The organism is Sulfuricurvum sp. (assembly GCF_041651515.1).
Taxonomy (GTDB): domain Bacteria; phylum Campylobacterota; class Campylobacteria; order Campylobacterales; family Sulfurimonadaceae; genus Sulfuricurvum.
The window spans coordinates 586,163-602,001 of the sequence record NZ_JBAZJF010000001.1; the positions used below are offsets into that span (position 1 = coordinate 586,163).

The window sequence follows — 15,839 nt, forward strand, 5'->3', positions numbered from 1 at the left end:
GCCCTTTACGCGTCGAACGCCGCTTTCAAATCAGCGATTAAATCTTCATGAGCTTCCAAACCGATGCTCAGACGAATAAGCCCTGCGGGGACACCACAGGCAATCAATTCTTCATTGGAGAGCTGTTGGTGCGTTGTTGATGCCGGATGGGTAATAATCGATTTTGAATCCCCGATGTTCACTACGAGAGAGAAAAGGTTCGTTGCGTCTACGATTTTTTTCGCAGTTTCAAAACTCTCTACTTCAAAACTCAGAAGTCCGCTCGACATCCCCTTCTCGAAATAACGCTGTGCATTGGCATAGTTAGGATTACTTTTTAGCCCCGGATAGTTTACTTTTTTCACTTTTGGATGAGATTCTAAGAACTCTGCAACCGCCTGAGCATTGCGAGAGTGTTCACGCATACGCAATGAGAGAGTTTCAATCCCTTGGATAAAAAGCCATGAGTTAAACGGTGATACAACCGCCCCCAAATCGCGTAAAAGGGATAATCGCGCACGTAAACAAAAAAGCGGCAATGGCACATCCACGTACGTCAATCCGTGATAACTCTCATCGGGCTCATTAAACTGCGGATAGCGAGCGTTTCCTTTGATAAAATCGACCAAACCATGGCGTTCAACCATAATTCCGCCGATGGCAAGCCCCTGCCCCGTCGTGTATTTACTGGCACTGTGAACGACCACATCTACTCCGTGCTCCAACGGTCGGCATAATACCGGAGTCGCTACCGTATTATCGACAATCGTGAGAATACCATGCTTTTTCGCGATAGCGGTAATTGCGGAGATATCAGCTACATCGATACTCGGATTGGTCAAAGTTTCAAAAAAGATTGCTTTGGTCTTGTCATCCACCAACGCTTCGATTGCACCGGGATTATGAACATCAAAAAAACGGGCGTGAATTCCAAAGCGTTTTAACGTGTACGATGCTTGAGTCAATGTTCCGCCGTAAAGCTGACGGGCACAGATGATATTATCTCCCGCTTCAGCCGCGTTGGCGATCGCATAAAAAATAGAGGCCATGCCACTTGCTCCGGCTAAAGCAGCAGCTCCCCCTTCTAGAGTAGCAAAACGTTTTTCAAATACGTCCGTTGTCGGATTGTTCAAACGGGTATAGATATTGCCTAGCTCTTTAAGGGCAAACAAGTTTGCCGCATGTTCGACATCGCGAAACTCATACGCAGTCGTTTGATAGATGGGGACTGCCATCGTACTCTGAGAATCTTTATCGTATCCGGCGTGTAACGCTTCGGTTTGGAGTTGCATAGTCATCCTTTACAGTATAGTGTAAATTATTGTATCGTCATCCCACTTTTTTCCCCAAGTATCCCTACCGATTTAATAGGGATTATCCTCGCAGAAATGAAATTTATACGTGGTAGTTCGGTGCCTCTTGCGTAATGATAACATCATGAACATGGGATTCTTTAAGACCCGCACTTGTGATCTCAACGAATTCCGCTTTGTCCCAGAATGCTTCAATACTCTCTGATCCGCAATACCCCATAGAGGAGCGTAAACCGCCCATCATTTGATGGACTACCGCCGCAATACTTCCACGGAACGGTACACGCCCCTCGATCCCCTCAGGAACCAATTTATCAGCGGCTGTCCCTTCTTGGAAATAACGGTCAGTTGACCCTTTGGTCATCGCACCGATCGAACCCATACCGCGATACGATTTGTATTGACGCCCTTGATACATGATCGTATCCCCCGGCGATTCTTCGGTACCCGCTAAGAGTGATCCCGCCATAATAACACTTGCACCTACGGCAAGGGCTTTTGCGATGTCACCCGAATAGCGGATGCCTCCATCCGCAATGATTGGTACTCCATGTTTGCGTCCGACTGCTGCACACTCATCAATAGCCGAAATTTGGGGGACACCGACACCGGCTACAATACGAGTTGTACAGATCGAGCCCGGTCCGATACCGACTTTGACACCATCAGCACCCGCTTCGATTAAGGCTAAGGTTGCTTCACCCGTTGCAACATTTCCGGCAATGATATCAACGACCATCTCTTTTTTGATCGCCTTAACGGTATCCAAAATCCCTTTGGAGTGCCCGTGAGCAGAATCAAGAACCAAAACATCGACACCCGCATCCACAAGAGCACGAGCTCGGTCAAGCTGACCGACACCGATCGCCGCTCCGACACGAAGACGGCCGAAATCATCTTTGTTAGCGTGTGGATATTCGATACGCTTTTTAATATCTTTAATCGTTACCAAACCTTTTAGCAACCCGTTATCGTCGATGATCGGGAGCTTTTCAATTTTGTTAACGTGCATCATTTGCTCTGCATCCGCCAATGTAATCCCCGCTTTTGCGGTAATAAGCGGCATTGGGGTCATTGCATCGATAGCCAATTTTGTTAAGTCTTTCTCAAAACGCATATCACGGTTGGTCAAAATTCCAAGGAGTTTGTTATGCTCATCCACCACCGGAACACCCGAAATTTTAAATTCGTTCATCAATGCTTCAGCATCTTCCAATGTAGCGGTTGGATGAACAAAAATTGGGTCAATGATGATACCGCTTTCGGATTTTTTCACTTTTTTGATCTGTTTCACTTGGGTTTCGATATCCATATTTTTGTGGATAATCCCGATACCGCCTAAATGTGCCATTGCAATCGCCGCACGATATTCGGTAACCGTATCCATTGCCGCAGAAACCATCGGAATATTGAGAGGAATATTACGGGTCAACATCGTTTTAAGGCTTACCTCTTTCGGAAGCACTTCAGAGTATTTTGGGATGAGGAGTACATCTTCAAAAGTGAGGGCGCGTTTACGAATATTCATGAATTATCCTTTGATTTTTAGTTGGTTTTCGAGACTTAAAGCACCGTCAAAAAGGGCTTGTTCATCATACGCTTTGGCTATCAATTGTAGCCCCACAGGCATTCCGTTATCAGCGATATCCACCGGTAGTGAAATCGCAGGCAAACCGGCAAGATTCACCGAAATCGTATATATGTCACTCAAATACATCTCAAGCGGGTCGCTCAATGCACCGAATTCATACGCTGTTCGAGGAGCAACGGGAGTCAGGATCAGATCCACCTCTTCGAAAATCTTATTATACTCCGCTTGAATCAACGAGCGTACTTTTTGTGCCTTAACATAATAAGCATCATAGTATCCCGAGGAGAGGACAAAGTTACCCAACATAATACGGCGTTGAACTTCGGGACCGAATCCTTGAGAACGTGTTTGCAAGAATGTATCTTTAAGGTTCTCTCCCTCGACGCGGTTCCCGTAGCGAATACCGTCATAGCGGGCAAGGTTGGTTGTCGCTTCGGCAGTTGCCGTGATGTAATAGGCCGAAATATCGTATTTGGGGTCCATCAAGGTTTTCTCGATGATGGTATGTCCCGCATTTTCCAGTGCTGTAACTGCTTTAGTATACGCATTGCGCACTTCCAATGAAGCATCTTTAACGTATTCAGGAACAATGGCAATTTTCAAAGGACGCGCAGCGTTAAGCTTATCGCTCACCTTACCCTCCCCCAGCTCTGCACTCGTTGAGTCTTTTGGATCGTGTCCTTGGATAATGTCATATAAAATCGCCGCATCTTCGACGTTTTGAGTCATCGGACCGATTTGATCCAGGGAGCTTGCATACGCGCCCAGTCCGTAACGGCTGACTCGCCCGTAGGTCGGTTTCATCCCTACGATACCGCAAAATGCCGCAGGCTGACGGATTGAACCGCCGGTATCGCTTCCCAAAGCCGCAATCGCAAGCCCTGCTGCAACGACTGCCGCCGAACCGCCTGAACTGCCGCCGGGAACACAATTATGATTGAGAGGATTGAGAGTTTTACCGTAGCAGCTGCTCTCCGTCGTAGAGCCCATCGCAAACTCATCCATATTGGTACGTCCAAACGGGCTGAGGCCGTTTGCCAAAAGTTTCTCAATTACCGTCGCATTGTACGGAGCCACATACCCTTTGAGGATATTAGAACCCGACGTCACCGACCATCCGTTCACTTGAATATTGTCTTTGATCGCGATGGGGATCCCCTCACCGACGTTTTCTACATCAATATAGCCGTTCAATTCAGGATAAGCGGAAATTTTTACTTTTAGCTCTTCTTTGAACTTTGATAGCTCATCAGGAGAGAGTTTTAACGCCTCTTTGAGTGTTATCATGCACGTTCCTTTTGTCGTTTTGCTTGTTTTACCATGACAATGCCTATAGCGATCACAGCGAAAATAATCCCTACCGTTTCGATGATAAAACTCATTGGAACGGGTTGTGTGACATCGATCATTTTCCGACCACCGAAGCACAACGTGGACACACACTCTCTTCATCCACACTATGGTATTTCCAACATCGCGGGCATTTAGCTTTGGTAGCTAAGGCAATGGAATATTTCTCCCCTTCGAGTTCAAATTCACCCAAAATGTCATTTAAAGAGCATGCGCACCATTTCGAAATAACCAGATACTCTTCGGCATCCTCTTTTTTTAGTGTTTTAGCTTGAGGGGCTGTGGTGGAGACAACAAGTTCAAGAGTATTCTTGATCACTTTCTCTTTTTTCAAACCATCAACAATTTCATTCAATCCCACGCGAACCGCTTTCATATATTCATCATTCCAGGTACTCTCAACCGGATCAATCGATTGATACGTTACATCGAAAATATCTGAAGCACTCCCTTTGATGATTGCAGGAGCATTTTCAAAAATCTCATCGGCGGTATAGGTTAAAATCGGTGCGATCAGTCCGAGCATAGAGCGGGCAATAATCGCCATCGCACTTTGAGATGAGCGGCGAGTGATCGAATCCGCACCGTCACAGTACATGCGGTCTTTGCTGATATCGATATAGACACCGCTGAGTTCATTGACGATAAAATAGTTCAACGCACTCATACCGTGAACGAAATTGTATTCACTGAACAAGCGATCCGTCTCGTCAAATACCTCTTTGGCTTTGGCCACGATCCATCGGTCAATCTCACCCATTTCACTGTAGGGAAGAATTGCTTCTAATCCGTCAAGATTGGCCAACATAATGCGGAACGTATTACGCAGTTTACGATACTGCTCTGCCGTTTGTTTGAGAATATTGCCGGAGATTTTCAAATCCCCCTGATAATCGCTCATCGCTACCCATAGACGTAAAATCTCTGAACCGTACTCTTTGAGCACCGTATCGGGAGCGACCACGTTCCCTTTGGATTTTGACATCTTCTCGCCCTTCTCATCGACGGTAAATCCGTGTGTAAGAAGTGCTTTGTACGGAGCGATATGTTCCACTGCCGTACTCAAAAAGAGGGAAGATTGGAACCATCCGCGATGCTGGTCGGACCCTTCGATGTACAAATCGGCAGGATAGGTTCCGGCATCGTAGTTACGTGATTTAAGAACGGCATTCCACGTTGAACCGCTGTCAAACCAGACATCGAGAATATCCGAAACTTTTTCGAGTTCATCCGCTTTATACGGACACCCAGGATAAAGAAGCTCTTCGATAGACATCGAATACCACGCATCGGTACTGTGCATTTCAAATATCATCGCGATGAAATTAAGCACTTTTTCCTCAAGAATCACCTCTCCGGTCGCTTTGACACGGAAAAATGCAATAGGAACTCCCCAGTCTCGCTGGCGTGAAATACACCAGTCAGGACGATTTTCGACCATTGAGCCTAAACGGTTGCGTCCACTCTCAGGGTAAAAGGCTGTTTTGGCCACTTCGGCTTGCGCGATTTCGCGAAGGGTTTTACTCTCACCCTCAGGGGTGCCGTCCACACTGATAAACCATTGCTTTGTTGCACGATAAATAAGCGGGGTATGAGAACGCCAGCAGTGGGGATAGGAGTGACGGAATTTAGAGACTTTCAATGCACTCTCGCCTAATAATGCAATAATCGGCTCATTTGCTTTAAAAATATGCATTCCGACAAACTCTTCCGGAGTTGGGAGAAGTTTTTCTTTTACCACCGTATTATCGTAGCATCCCGTCTCATCGACCGGCATCACCACTTCGAGGTTATAGCGCAACCCGATACGGTAGTCATCTTCTCCGTGTCCCGGTGCGGTATGAACACATCCCGAACCGTTTTCCATCAAAACGTGCTCGCCCAGAACCAAATGAGAACCGCGTCCGTTCAACGGGTTAATCGCATAAAGATTCTCAAACTTTTTAGCATCGATTTTTTGAACAACCGTTCCGCTAAAGACACCCTCTTCGATCAATGCCTCATACCGTTTTTCAGCCACGATGTATCCGTCACTCGTACGAACATACACCTCTTCAGGGTTAAGTGAAATCCCGGTATTGGCGGGAAGGGTCCACGGAGTCGTCGTCCAGATAACGATTGCAGCGTTACCTTCGATCCCTGCACGGATTTTAGCGTCATCGTTTAATTCAAACGCGACATAGATCGAATAGTCCTCTTTGTCTTCGTACTCCACTTCCGCTTCGGCAAGTGCCGTTCGCTCTGCCCAGCTCCAATAAACCGGTTTTGAGCGCTCGATCAATAGCCCTTTTTTGGCAACGGAACACAAAGTACGGTAAATGTTCGCCTCAAACTTGGAATCCATCGTCAAATACGGATGATCCCAATCGGCAATGACACCCAGTTTTTTAAACTCTTCACGTTGAATATCAACAAATTCGGCCGCATGGGCACGGCACATTTGTCGTACTTCAGCGGTGTTAAGAAGCTCTTTTTTCTGTTTTCCGCCGAGTTTTTTCTCAACTTGCTGTTCGATCGGCAAACCGTGACAGTCCCAGCCGGGGGTAAAACGGACCGATTTACCGTTAAAATAATGGTATTTGACAATAATATCTTTGAGGATTTTATTGAGTGCATGACCGATATGGGTATGGCCGTTGGCATACGGCGGCCCGTCGTGCAACGTAAAAGTTTGTGCACCTTTACGGTTGGTTTTCATCCGGCTGTACACATCTTTGGCAATCCATGCACTGTAGCGTGCAGGCTCATTTGCAACAAGATTTCCGCGCATCGGAAACTCAGTCTGAGGTAAAAGGAGGGTCTCTTTGTAATCCATCGGATCCCTTAAATTTTTCATAGTAAAAGTGCTGCATTATAGCTTTAAGGTGATTAAAATTTGCTGTCACTGTGCTATACTATCCCAAATTTATATTGGAGATTGTGTTCATGAAACGTGACGTTATTTTTGTAGGAAGTCGTCTCATTCTCAATGAGGCATTCGAGCGTTACATTCTCCGAAACATCAAAGCAAAACTCTCCACCATTGACACCATCAGCTATTTTGATGAGTCAGACAAAGGACTTTTTTTACATCTCGAATTGCTCCTAAAAAATGAATCCAAACTCATTATCATCACAACCAAAAATACGTTTACCATTGTAGGGAAGCTCCTCAGCACCGTTACCGCCGATAATCAGATTTTAAAAGATCACATGCTTATCCCTTCCCGTGCGAGTATTCTCGAAGAAGGAAGCTATCTACTCAGCCATAACAGCTCCGACATTAACGTTATCCTTGCCACAGAAGGTAAAGCACTCCCTCCTATTTTGATTGACGATGAACAGCGCAATGCCATCATCCACCTTTTTAATGAAGATCTCAGCAGTGCACAGACCCTTCTCGACCCATTGGCGCAAAATTTTGATGTACGGCTGGAGTTTAGTGAATTGATCGAGGGGTGGCTCAAAATCAAAGTTCACACCCGCAAACACGGTAATCTTGCCCAATTCATCGCTTCAGCCAGAGGATTGATGCACCACAAAGTAATCAGTGCCGGTAATATTGCCGCCTTTATTATCGAACGTTTATCCAAACACCACAAAAAGCTCTCCTTCGCCGAAAGTTGCAGCGGCGGGTTACTGGCCCACTTTTTCACCTCGCAGGGGGGCGCTTCCACTATCTATGAGGGTTCTTTGATTACCTATTCTAATACCCTCAAAGCCAACTGGCTTGCAGTTGATGATGACTCATTAGAGGCATTTGGAGCGGTGAGTGCCGAAGTGGTCCTCCAAATGTCGGAGGGGGCTATGAACGTCAGTTTCTCGGATTATGCACTCTCCATCAGCGGAGTGGCAGGTCCCAGCGGCGGAAGCGATGCAAAGCCGGTCGGAACCGTCTATATCAGTGCACGCTCCAAAACATCGGTACATACCGAGCGGTTTCATTTCGAGGGAGATCGAAACTACATTCAAGAACAAAGTGTCTTAATGGCCGTTAAAATGCTTGTAAACATAGACCGAGAACTGTTTTTTAGTGCATAAGCAAAATTAGCTTGACAAAACGAGATCTTTCCCCTATAATTTCGCCCTCACAATCGTGCTAGTTTGATGGTTGAAGAGGTCCCGTTAGCTCAGCTGGTAGAGCATTTCACTTTTAATGAAGGGGTCGATGGTTCGAATCCATCACGGGACACCATATTGTTGATTTCAGTGACCCTTTCGTCTAGTGGCCAAGGACACTATCACTTCATGGTAGGAACAGAGGTTCAAATCCTTTAGGGGTCGCCATTTGTTCAAACGTTATTTTCGATTTTCGGGAGTTTAGCTCAGTTGGTAGAGCGCTACCCTTACAAGGTAGATGTCACAAGTTCGAGTCTTGTAATTCCCACCATTATTTTTGGCTGCAGCGGTAGTTCAGTTGGTTAGAATGCCTGCCTGTCACGCAGGAGGTCGCGGGTTCGAGTCCCGTCCGCTGCGCCATATGTTATTTCGATTTATATTTTAAAACTCTCGGGAGTTTAGCTCAGTTGGTAGAGCGCTACCCTTACAAGGTAGATGTCACAAGTTCGAGTCTTGTAATTCCCACCATTATTTTTGGCTGCAGCGGTAGTTCAGTTGGTTAGAATGCCTGCCTGTCACGCAGGAGGTCGCGGGTTCGAGTCCCGTCCGCTGCGCCATATACTTTTAGAACACTCCCTCTTTCTACTATTATCCGCCCATAAACCTTGTTTTATCGCGCTATGTTATACTATTCCCCTATTCTTTCATCGTTTTGTACAGTGCTGAATAATATTCCACTTCTTCTCTTGTAGGACGACGTCGTATCGAAAGATAATGTCGGGATCCATCAGACGCTTTGAGTGCTGCTACTGTCGCATAGACCCAGTAATAGTCGCCGTTTTTACATCGGTTGCAGACAAAACCGTTCCAAATTTGGTTATTTTTGACCGTTTTCCATAAATCACCGAATGCGGATGAGGGCATATCGGGGTGGCGCAAAATATTATGCGGTTTTCCTATAAGCTCAGGGTAGCTGTATCCGCTCATCCTCACAAAATCTTCATTGGCAAAGGTGATAATTCCCCGCTCGTCGGTCTCGGATATAATGAGCATCCGTTCGGTCATATGAATTTCAGCCATAAACACCCTCCTTATCTGTTCAGTTTCTTTGGATTAACTTATAAATTTTTTTGATGATGTATCTTCGACAATCTGCGTTGCCAATACCGACACTTCTTGGGCTACACAATCTGTATCTTCCGCAATTTGAGAGTTGCTCTCCGTTACTGTTTCAAGTTCATGAACGGCTCGGTTTATCTGAGTAATCCCCAACATCTGCTCATTAGAGGCAAGCGCTACTTGACCTACAATCGTTGCCGTTTCCGAAATTTTTGTATTGATCGTCTTAAAACCCCGAATCATCCTATCGGAGATTTTTAACGCTTCATCCGACTTTGTATAAGCAATATCACTCAGATTACGGATATTTTTAGCCGCTTCGGCACTCCGTGCTGCCAGCTTGCGCACTTCGACAGCCACTACGGCAAACCCTCTGCCTGCCGTTCCGGCACGGGTCGCTTCGATCGCGGCATTCAAACTGAGGATATTGGTTTGAGAAGCAATATTGTCGATGATTTTGAGAGCATCATGCATCTCTTCGGTCGCACGGTTAATTTCAGTAACTGCATCTACCGTATGCTTTACCAGTACGTTCCCCTCTTCAACTGCCGATTTTGCCTCATTGGCAATGATACTCATACGCACCGTGTGTTCCGTATTCGTTTGAACCTGTTCGCTCAGTTCTTCGAGCGAAGCGACGGTTTGATCGAGCGCGGCCGCTTGCTGTGTCGTCGCAGAGCTGAGCGATTCGGTCGATTGTTTGAGATTATCCGCCGACTGGGAGAGCTTCACTCCGTTGGTATACGATTCGCTGAGCATGAGGTTGATTTCAGCGAGCAGACGGTTAATCCCCTCCACCAGATTCAGCATATTTCCCTCCCATTGGCTCTCACCTACGGTCACGGTAAAATCCCCCTTGCGAACGGCTTCAGAGAGGATACGAATATCCTCAGCGGTTTTTTGCATGGCAACGACAAAACGGTTGAAATATTCAATCGTTTCTGCAACCATACTCGTACTTCCCTGTTCGATATGAATCGGTATAAAATTCCCCTGTTGCAGCGCGAACAGCCCTAATCCCAACTGACCGAACATGATATTTTCGGTGTTTCGTCTCCCTTTATAGGCGTTTACACCCTCGTATAAGAGCGTATAAAACTCTTGGTATTCCGAATTAGGGGATAGAGAGGGGAGCGTCGGGATTTCATTGATTTCTTGACATACCAGACGATTGTAATCTTTGATAAAGGTCTGAAGTATTTGAAAATCGCTCATTACTCTTTTCCTTTACGTTGAATTATATTAACTTATTTGTTGTGCAGAATAGTAGCAAATTGATGCGGCTATAACGGTCATGAAAAAAGAGAAAAATATGACCGTAATGTGACCTATATCGGGTTAAAAATGGTATTTTTTGAGCTCTTCGATCGTGCACCGTGCTTCAAGTAATTTATCCAGCAACTCTACAAAGGCTTTGTTGTTTTTACTCACATCCCTATAATCAAAATAAGGATAATCCGAAATATGTTTATCCAACTCCCCTAAAATTGCTTTGATATCCTCATTGATTGCTTTAAAAGCTGCAATATCTTTCATTTGCTCCATTGTGTTCTCCTTGATTTATAGTTTAAAAAAACTCGATTGATTCTCCGTGATTCGGATCAATGGCATTGCCGCTGAACGCTTCTTGTTTCTCTTTTGCCGTTTGAAGAGATTTCATTAATTTGGAGGAGAGTTTTTCGATACTCGCCCCCAGGGTATTTTGGTCATGTTTAACGGCATGAAGATAGACGTTGATATTGGCTTCGATCATACCGATCGCTTCGCTCACCGCACTGAGCTGCTGCGTGATAATATCTTGGTATTGGAATCCTTCGAGCGTTTTTGCATCGGGGGTAAGATGGTTCTCTTCGATAAAGGTGTGAAATGTCATTACCGAGCGTTCCGAAAGTTCCAAGACATCTTTTTGAACACTTTCGATGTGTTTTAATATATCTACGATAGAAGATAAGATATCTTCTGTTTTGCCGTATTCCATTGAGTACCTTTAGTGTTTTTTATTTTATTTCCGCGCAGGGCGAACTCAGCTATCAAAAAAAGAATAAGTCGTCATCATCACCGCTTGAAGCTGGAGCCGGAGCCATCATCCCTATAATTGTCTGCGCATCATTGATAATCGAATCGTTAAAAAATTTGGGATTCGCCGACTCACTATCCCACACTTCAGCCATATACGTTTGAAGCCCCGAACAAAACCCGCCGATCAGCATCTGAAACTCGTTTGAGCGCTCCGCAATCATCTGGGACTCATCGCTGATCGTTTTACCGAATTCCAAGATTGACGTCCCCATATCGCTGAAAAACTGATAGTGAAGGAGTACATTCCCATACCGCATCAAAGAGTTCCCTAAACGGCTGATAAACTGAGGGTCAGCTCCTCTATCCGAAAAGGCGTTCAGCAGTGACGAATCGATGTCACTGAGCTGATCATGGAGCTCTTCTCGGTCATCAAAATCCAAAAAGCTAAAATAGTCTTGATAGATCGAGGTATCTTCACTGAGTGTTGGGATACTGCTAGAGGGTTCAGGAAAAAACAGGAAATCCTCTTCCTCATCCACTGGTGTCGATTGAGGAGCAGGTTTGATCTCCTGTATCGGTTTGAGTTCAACTTTCATCGGACATTCTGATCGACACGATTTTGAGAGCGCTGTTTCGTTTTGATTTTCAAGCGTCTCTAGGTAATGCATCAGTACGGCACGATCTTGAATCTTTCCACACACTTTCGATAGAAGTTGGTACATCGTATTGGATTCAGCAGGTTTAGGGATAAAACAGGCGATTTGAGAGTTTAGGAGTTTCAACATCAACTCCGCATCATCACTGCGCGAACTGCACACCGCCATTGCCTGAAAAAGATCATGTCGATGGACGTTGTCGATGAAGCGATACGCATCGCCGCTAAAGGTATCTATATCTACCAATATCAAATCAAACTTTTCGCTCTTATAAAGCCATAACGCCTCTTCTGCATTTGAGACATACGTGATACTTTTAAAAAAATGGCCAAGATGTTTCCCGATGGCATCGCGACTCGTCGGACAATTTTCTACCGCTAGAAGTGTGAGCTGCTTCGCCGATTCTTTGAGTATCTTTGCGTACATACATTACCCTTTTTTGATGGTCTCTATGATTTGTTCCGGGGTTAAAATCCCCATTGAAGCCCCAATCTCTACCGCCGCTTTAGGCATACCGTATACGATACAGCTCTCTTCGTCCTGCGAATAGGTTTTGGCACCGCGTTCAAGCATCTCTTTGAGCCCTTTGGCGCCATCATCCCCCATCCCCGTCAGCAAAAATCCCACGGCATTAGCCCCCGCTTCGTTGGCACAGGAGCGAAAAAGGACATCGACACTCGGTTTGTGACGGCTTACTTTCGGACCGTCTTTGATCTCTACGATATACGAATTGCCGGAGCGTTTAAGGGTCATATGCTTGTCTCCCGGTGCAATCAAAGCACGCCCATTTAGCAATTTATCCCCGTTTTCTGCTTCTTTGACACTGATGGTGCAGAGGCGATTGAGCCGATCTGCAAGTGATTTAGTAAATCCCACCGGCATATGCTGAGTGATCAAGATCGGCGGTATTTTTTCCGGTAAATTGGGGAGTATTTTTTCCAATGTTTGCACCCCTCCCGTCGAAGAACCTATTGCGATTACACTGTGAGTACGCATATGTGTCACATTCGGTTTGAGAATGAGCACCGAATCGGCGTTTAGTTTTGCGCTCTCCTTTGAGACAACTCGCTTGAGCGGCGGCGGAGAAGAACGCCGTTTCATCCCCTCTTTTGCAGCGTATGCCGCTTTGATTGCATGGATGAGGGTGTAGTGCGACTCTTCCAAAAAGCTTTTTAATCCCACTTCGGGCTTGGCAATCACCTCTACCGCTCCCAGAGAGAGAGCTTCCATCGCATTTCGGCTTCCGCTTTGAGCGACGGATGAGCAGATAATAACGGGGGTAGGATGCTCTTTCATGATTTTACGCAAAAAAGTGAGCCCGTCCATACGGGGCATCTCGATATCGAGGATAATCACATCCGGCCAACCGATACGATTGAATTTCGCTTCGGCTAGAATCGGATCGGATGCGCTGCCGTGCAGAGCGATATCGGTCTCATTCTCCAACATGGCAGTGATCGTTGTACGGGCAATTGCCGAATCATCCACGATAAACAGGGCTATTTTTTCGCTCATTTTTTCTCGTTTTTATAAATTGTGGGGCGGATTTGCCGGACGGAGGTGGTAATATGTCCTATCGTTTCGGCATGACCGATAAAAAGATAGCCGTTTGGTTTTAAGACTTTTAAGACGTTTTCGACAATTTTTTTCTTGTTTTCATTATCAAAATAAATCAGCATATTACGCAAAAAGATCACATCGAATTTCCCCAAATCGCTCGAAATCGGAACCATCAGATTCGCACTTTGAAAGCTCACTTTGTGTCGCAAATAATCATCAATCAGAAATTCCCCCTCATGCCGTCCCGTCCCTTTGAGACAATAGCGTTTAAGGTACGTTTCGTCGATCTGATCAGCAAAACGGATCGGATAGAGCCCTTCTGAGGCTTGTTTAAGCACTTCAGTGTTGATATCGGTTCCGATCACCTCCCACTCGATTCCCCTGCTCGTAAGACCATTGTCCAGTTCCATCGCGATGCTGTACCCCTCCGCACCGATACTCGCTGCCGCACTCCATACCCGAAACGGTCCGTTGGTAACACGCGGCAAGATGGTCTCACCCATAAAGTCAAAATGATGCGACTCTCTAAAAAAGCTGGTTTCATTGGTTGTGATGGTGTTAATCATCGTTTCTAGCTCTTCTGGAGAGGCGATACAATGATCATGATAGGCTTCGTAATCCTCAAGATTAAGGTGTCGGAGTCTCTTAGAGAGACGTCCGACCACAAGCTGTTTTTTCGATTCGGCGAGGTGAATTCCGCTGTGGTGTTTCACCAAAGAGGTCAGTTTTTCAAATGCGCGGTTACTAATCATAAGGAGGAGCCTTTATTAGACACGGGCATATTGTTGAATTTTTTGCTGCAAATCTTCCACATCGAGTTTATGGATGACATGATCGACACCGTGCCGTTTCGCCTGATCGATGATCGAGGGATTTGCCATATTGGTATTCATCACAAACGGAATCGTCCGTGTTGCGGCATTGTTTTTCACCTCGCGCAGCAATGCCATACCGTCCATCACCGGCATTTCGATGTCACTGAGGATAAGGGCGATGTCGTCCGCATTCAGAGCATTCAGTCGATCCCATAACGCTTTGCCGTTATCAAACACCTCAAAATCAAGTTTCATTTGGGACATCGCCATTTCGACCGCTTTTTGAATGATTTTACTGTCATCGCAAAAAAGGATCTTTTTCGTAATGGCGAGGTTATCCAGTGAACTGATCTTATTCATCTCATGGGCGTGCGATTCAGGGAACACCTCGGTGAGGAGCGCATCGGAGTTGAAAACAATACAGAGCTTATTTTCCCCTGCGATATTCATTTCGGTAATCTGCGCACTTTTCGGATCGCGCGACGAGTTATCGATCAGTTTTTCCGCCTCAATATTTTGGATACCGATGACGTTTTTGATGATGATACCGACCCGCTGATGTCCGAAATTACAAACTATAATGAGTTCATACTCGCACTCACCGTTTTCACCGTGTCCCAGCCATCGGTCGAAATGGATGATCGAACACATCTCGTCGCGGATTTTTGCCGTCCCTAAAAGGGTTCCGCTGTTTTCGGAGTTGATTGCGATATTCAGCTCTTTATTGACGATCAGCTCTTCGACTTTGGCAACATTGATAGCGAAAAGTTCATCATAACCGTTGCGAAATATAACGTACTGGCTCGTCACGTCGGCATTGGACGTGACCAGCCGGATCAGTTCATCGGCGCTGTCGATTTGACTGGCTCTGTTGTCATGTTCTTGGATATCCATCCTAGCTCCTTATACGTTTCGTTTTCGGGTAACGCGGGAGAGTTCAACGATATCGAGAATCCCCTCCATGTCGAGCAGAGTGATAAAGCGTTCATCTACTTTTGCCATCATCTGCATAAAATCTTTTCGGATTTTGGAGCCGAATTCGGGCGCTTCCATCTTGTGGGAGGGGGAGATATCGTAGACCTGATCGACCATATCGACGATGATCCCCACTTCGGTCTCTTCGTCCCCTATAAGTGTTTCGATCGTAATGATGCAGCTTTTTTTGCTGATATCACTAATCCCCAATCCCAGTCTGCCGGAGAGATCGAGTACGGGGATGACGTTTCCGCGAATATTGGTAACTCCGGCGATAAAGCTCTGCATCATTGGTACACGGGTGATCTGCGTGTACTCGATGATTTCGCGGACATAGCCGACGTTGATTGCAAACATCTCGTTTTTAAGGTAGAACGAGAGGTACTGATGTCCCTCTGCGTTTTTTTGCGTAAGTTCAGCCATA

Annotated in this window: 15 protein-coding genes and 6 tRNA genes; 7 read left to right on the forward strand and 14 right to left on the reverse strand. The window is 45.8% G+C overall.

Annotation, left to right across the window (positions count from 1 at the left end; genetic code table 11):
• Positions 1 to 5: 5 nt before the first annotated feature.
• The 5 genes from WC407_RS02880 to ileS form a co-directional block, all read right to left on the reverse strand.
• Entirely contained in the window at positions 6 to 1,271 is a 1,266-nt protein-coding gene (locus tag WC407_RS02880; protein ID WP_373021042.1) for an O-acetylhomoserine aminocarboxypropyltransferase/cysteine synthase family protein, read from the reverse strand.
• Positions 1,272 to 1,374: 103 nt separating this feature from the next.
• Positions 1,375 to 2,820 (reverse strand): IMP dehydrogenase, encoded by a 1,446-nt coding sequence (gene guaB / locus WC407_RS02885; protein WP_373021044.1) that lies wholly within the window; start codon positions 2,818 to 2,820, stop codon positions 1,375 to 1,377.
• Positions 2,821 to 2,823: 3 nt separating this feature from the next.
• Positions 2,824 to 4,170 (reverse strand): Asp-tRNA(Asn)/Glu-tRNA(Gln) amidotransferase subunit GatA, encoded by a 1,347-nt coding sequence (gatA, locus tag WC407_RS02890; protein ID WP_373021045.1) that lies wholly within the window; start codon positions 4,168 to 4,170, stop codon positions 2,824 to 2,826.
• Complete coding sequence (locus WC407_RS02895) at positions 4,167 to 4,292, reverse strand: hypothetical protein (RefSeq protein WP_373021046.1); 126 nt, start codon at positions 4,290 to 4,292, stop codon at positions 4,167 to 4,169. Before WC407_RS02895 ends, gatA begins: the two co-directional genes overlap by 4 nt.
• Positions 4,289 to 7,048 (reverse strand): isoleucine--tRNA ligase, encoded by a 2,760-nt coding sequence (gene ileS, locus WC407_RS02900; RefSeq protein WP_373021047.1) that lies wholly within the window; start codon positions 7,046 to 7,048, stop codon positions 4,289 to 4,291. The genes WC407_RS02895 and ileS overlap by 4 nt, the downstream gene beginning before the upstream one ends.
• 110 nt (positions 7,049 to 7,158) lie before the next feature.
• On the opposite strand from ileS, the gene WC407_RS02905 reads away from it, so the two are divergent.
• The 7 genes from WC407_RS02905 (at position 7,159) to WC407_RS02935 (ending at position 8,888) form a co-directional block, all read left to right on the forward strand.
• Positions 7,159 to 8,253: a CinA family protein gene (locus WC407_RS02905; protein ID WP_373021048.1), complete on the forward strand. Its 1,095-nt coding sequence runs from the start codon at positions 7,159 to 7,161 to the stop codon at positions 8,251 to 8,253.
• A 78-nt stretch (positions 8,254 to 8,331) separates the two neighbouring features.
• Positions 8,332 to 8,407 (forward strand) — tRNA-Lys (locus tag WC407_RS02910).
• A gap of 16 nt (positions 8,408 to 8,423) precedes the next feature.
• A tRNA-Glu gene (locus WC407_RS02915) sits at positions 8,424 to 8,499 on the forward strand.
• Positions 8,500 to 8,526: 27 nt separating this feature from the next.
• Positions 8,527 to 8,602 (forward strand) — tRNA-Val (locus WC407_RS02920).
• A 12-nt stretch (positions 8,603 to 8,614) separates the two neighbouring features.
• A tRNA-Asp gene (locus WC407_RS02925) sits at positions 8,615 to 8,691 on the forward strand.
• A 32-nt stretch (positions 8,692 to 8,723) separates the two neighbouring features.
• Positions 8,724 to 8,799, forward strand: a tRNA-Val gene (locus WC407_RS02930).
• A 12-nt stretch (positions 8,800 to 8,811) separates the two neighbouring features.
• Positions 8,812 to 8,888 (forward strand) — tRNA-Asp (locus WC407_RS02935).
• A gap of 79 nt (positions 8,889 to 8,967) precedes the next feature.
• Here WC407_RS02935 and WC407_RS02940 read toward each other — a convergent pair.
• The 9 genes from WC407_RS02940 to WC407_RS02980 form a co-directional block, all read right to left on the reverse strand.
• Positions 8,968 to 9,351, reverse strand: a complete 384-nt coding sequence (locus tag WC407_RS02940) for a PAS domain-containing protein (RefSeq protein WP_373021049.1) — start codon at positions 9,349 to 9,351, stop codon at positions 8,968 to 8,970.
• 33 nt (positions 9,352 to 9,384) lie between these two features.
• On the reverse strand, positions 9,385 to 10,605 hold the full coding sequence (locus tag WC407_RS02945; RefSeq protein ID WP_373021050.1) for a methyl-accepting chemotaxis protein: 1,221 nt from the start codon (positions 10,603 to 10,605) through the stop codon (positions 9,385 to 9,387).
• 123 nt (positions 10,606 to 10,728) lie between these two features.
• Positions 10,729 to 10,935, reverse strand: a complete 207-nt coding sequence (locus WC407_RS02950; protein WP_373021051.1) for a hypothetical protein — start codon at positions 10,933 to 10,935, stop codon at positions 10,729 to 10,731.
• Positions 10,936 to 10,957: 22 nt separating this feature from the next.
• Positions 10,958 to 11,368, reverse strand: a complete 411-nt coding sequence (locus WC407_RS02955) for a hypothetical protein (protein WP_373021052.1) — start codon at positions 11,366 to 11,368, stop codon at positions 10,958 to 10,960.
• Positions 11,369 to 11,420: 52 nt separating this feature from the next.
• Positions 11,421 to 12,491 carry a response regulator gene (locus WC407_RS02960; protein WP_373021053.1) on the reverse strand — a complete coding sequence of 357 codons (1,071 nt, stop codon included), beginning with the start codon at positions 12,489 to 12,491 and terminating at the stop codon, positions 11,421 to 11,423.
• A 3-nt stretch (positions 12,492 to 12,494) separates the two neighbouring features.
• Positions 12,495 to 13,580 carry a chemotaxis response regulator protein-glutamate methylesterase gene (locus tag WC407_RS02965; RefSeq protein ID WP_373021054.1) on the reverse strand — a complete coding sequence of 362 codons (1,086 nt, stop codon included), beginning with the start codon at positions 13,578 to 13,580 and terminating at the stop codon, positions 12,495 to 12,497.
• On the reverse strand, positions 13,577 to 14,377 hold the full coding sequence (locus WC407_RS02970; RefSeq protein ID WP_373021055.1) for a protein-glutamate O-methyltransferase CheR: 801 nt from the start codon (positions 14,375 to 14,377) through the stop codon (positions 13,577 to 13,579). Before WC407_RS02970 ends, WC407_RS02965 begins: the two co-directional genes overlap by 4 nt.
• A 15-nt stretch (positions 14,378 to 14,392) precedes the next feature.
• Complete coding sequence (locus WC407_RS02975; RefSeq protein ID WP_373021056.1) at positions 14,393 to 15,334, reverse strand: chemotaxis protein CheW; 942 nt, start codon at positions 15,332 to 15,334, stop codon at positions 14,393 to 14,395.
• A 9-nt stretch (positions 15,335 to 15,343) separates the two neighbouring features.
• The gene (locus WC407_RS02980; RefSeq protein WP_373021057.1) at positions 15,344 to 15,838 is read right to left on the reverse strand and encodes a chemotaxis protein CheW; all 495 of its coding nucleotides are present in this window, start codon (positions 15,836 to 15,838) and stop codon (positions 15,344 to 15,346) included.
• Between the last annotated feature and the right edge of the window lies 1 nt (position 15,839).

Bases quoted from the DNA above. Each gene is read 5' to 3' on its own strand.
- WC407_RS02880 (WP_373021042.1), bottom strand. From the start codon at position 1,271: ATGCAACTCCAAACCGAAGCGTTACACGCCGGATACGATAAAGATTCT.
- guaB (WP_373021044.1), bottom strand. From the start codon at position 2,820: ATGAATATTCGTAAACGCGCCCTCACTTTTGAAGATGTACTCCTCATC.
- gatA (WP_373021045.1), bottom strand. From the start codon at position 4,170: ATGATAACACTCAAAGAGGCGTTAAAACTCTCTCCTGATGAGCTATCA.
- WC407_RS02895 (WP_373021046.1), bottom strand. From the start codon at position 4,292: ATGATCGATGTCACACAACCCGTTCCAATGAGTTTTATCATCGAAACG.
- ileS (WP_373021047.1), bottom strand. From the start codon at position 7,048: ATGGATTACAAAGAGACCCTCCTTTTACCTCAGACTGAGTTTCCGATG.
- WC407_RS02905 (WP_373021048.1), top strand. From the start codon at position 7,159: ATGAAACGTGACGTTATTTTTGTAGGAAGTCGTCTCATTCTCAATGAG.
- WC407_RS02940 (WP_373021049.1), bottom strand. From the start codon at position 9,351: ATGGCTGAAATTCATATGACCGAACGGATGCTCATTATATCCGAGACC.
- WC407_RS02945 (WP_373021050.1), bottom strand. From the start codon at position 10,605: ATGAGCGATTTTCAAATACTTCAGACCTTTATCAAAGATTACAATCGT.
- WC407_RS02950 (WP_373021051.1), bottom strand. From the start codon at position 10,935: ATGGAGCAAATGAAAGATATTGCAGCTTTTAAAGCAATCAATGAGGAT.
- WC407_RS02955 (WP_373021052.1), bottom strand. From the start codon at position 11,368: ATGGAATACGGCAAAACAGAAGATATCTTATCTTCTATCGTAGATATA.
- WC407_RS02960 (WP_373021053.1), bottom strand. From the start codon at position 12,491: ATGTACGCAAAGATACTCAAAGAATCGGCGAAGCAGCTCACACTTCTA.
- WC407_RS02965 (WP_373021054.1), bottom strand. From the start codon at position 13,580: ATGAGCGAAAAAATAGCCCTGTTTATCGTGGATGATTCGGCAATTGCC.
- WC407_RS02970 (WP_373021055.1), bottom strand. From the start codon at position 14,377: ATGATTAGTAACCGCGCATTTGAAAAACTGACCTCTTTGGTGAAACAC.
- WC407_RS02975 (WP_373021056.1), bottom strand. From the start codon at position 15,334: ATGGATATCCAAGAACATGACAACAGAGCCAGTCAAATCGACAGCGCC.
- WC407_RS02980 (WP_373021057.1), bottom strand. From the start codon at position 15,838: ATGGCTGAACTTACGCAAAAAAACGCAGAGGGACATCAGTACCTCTCG.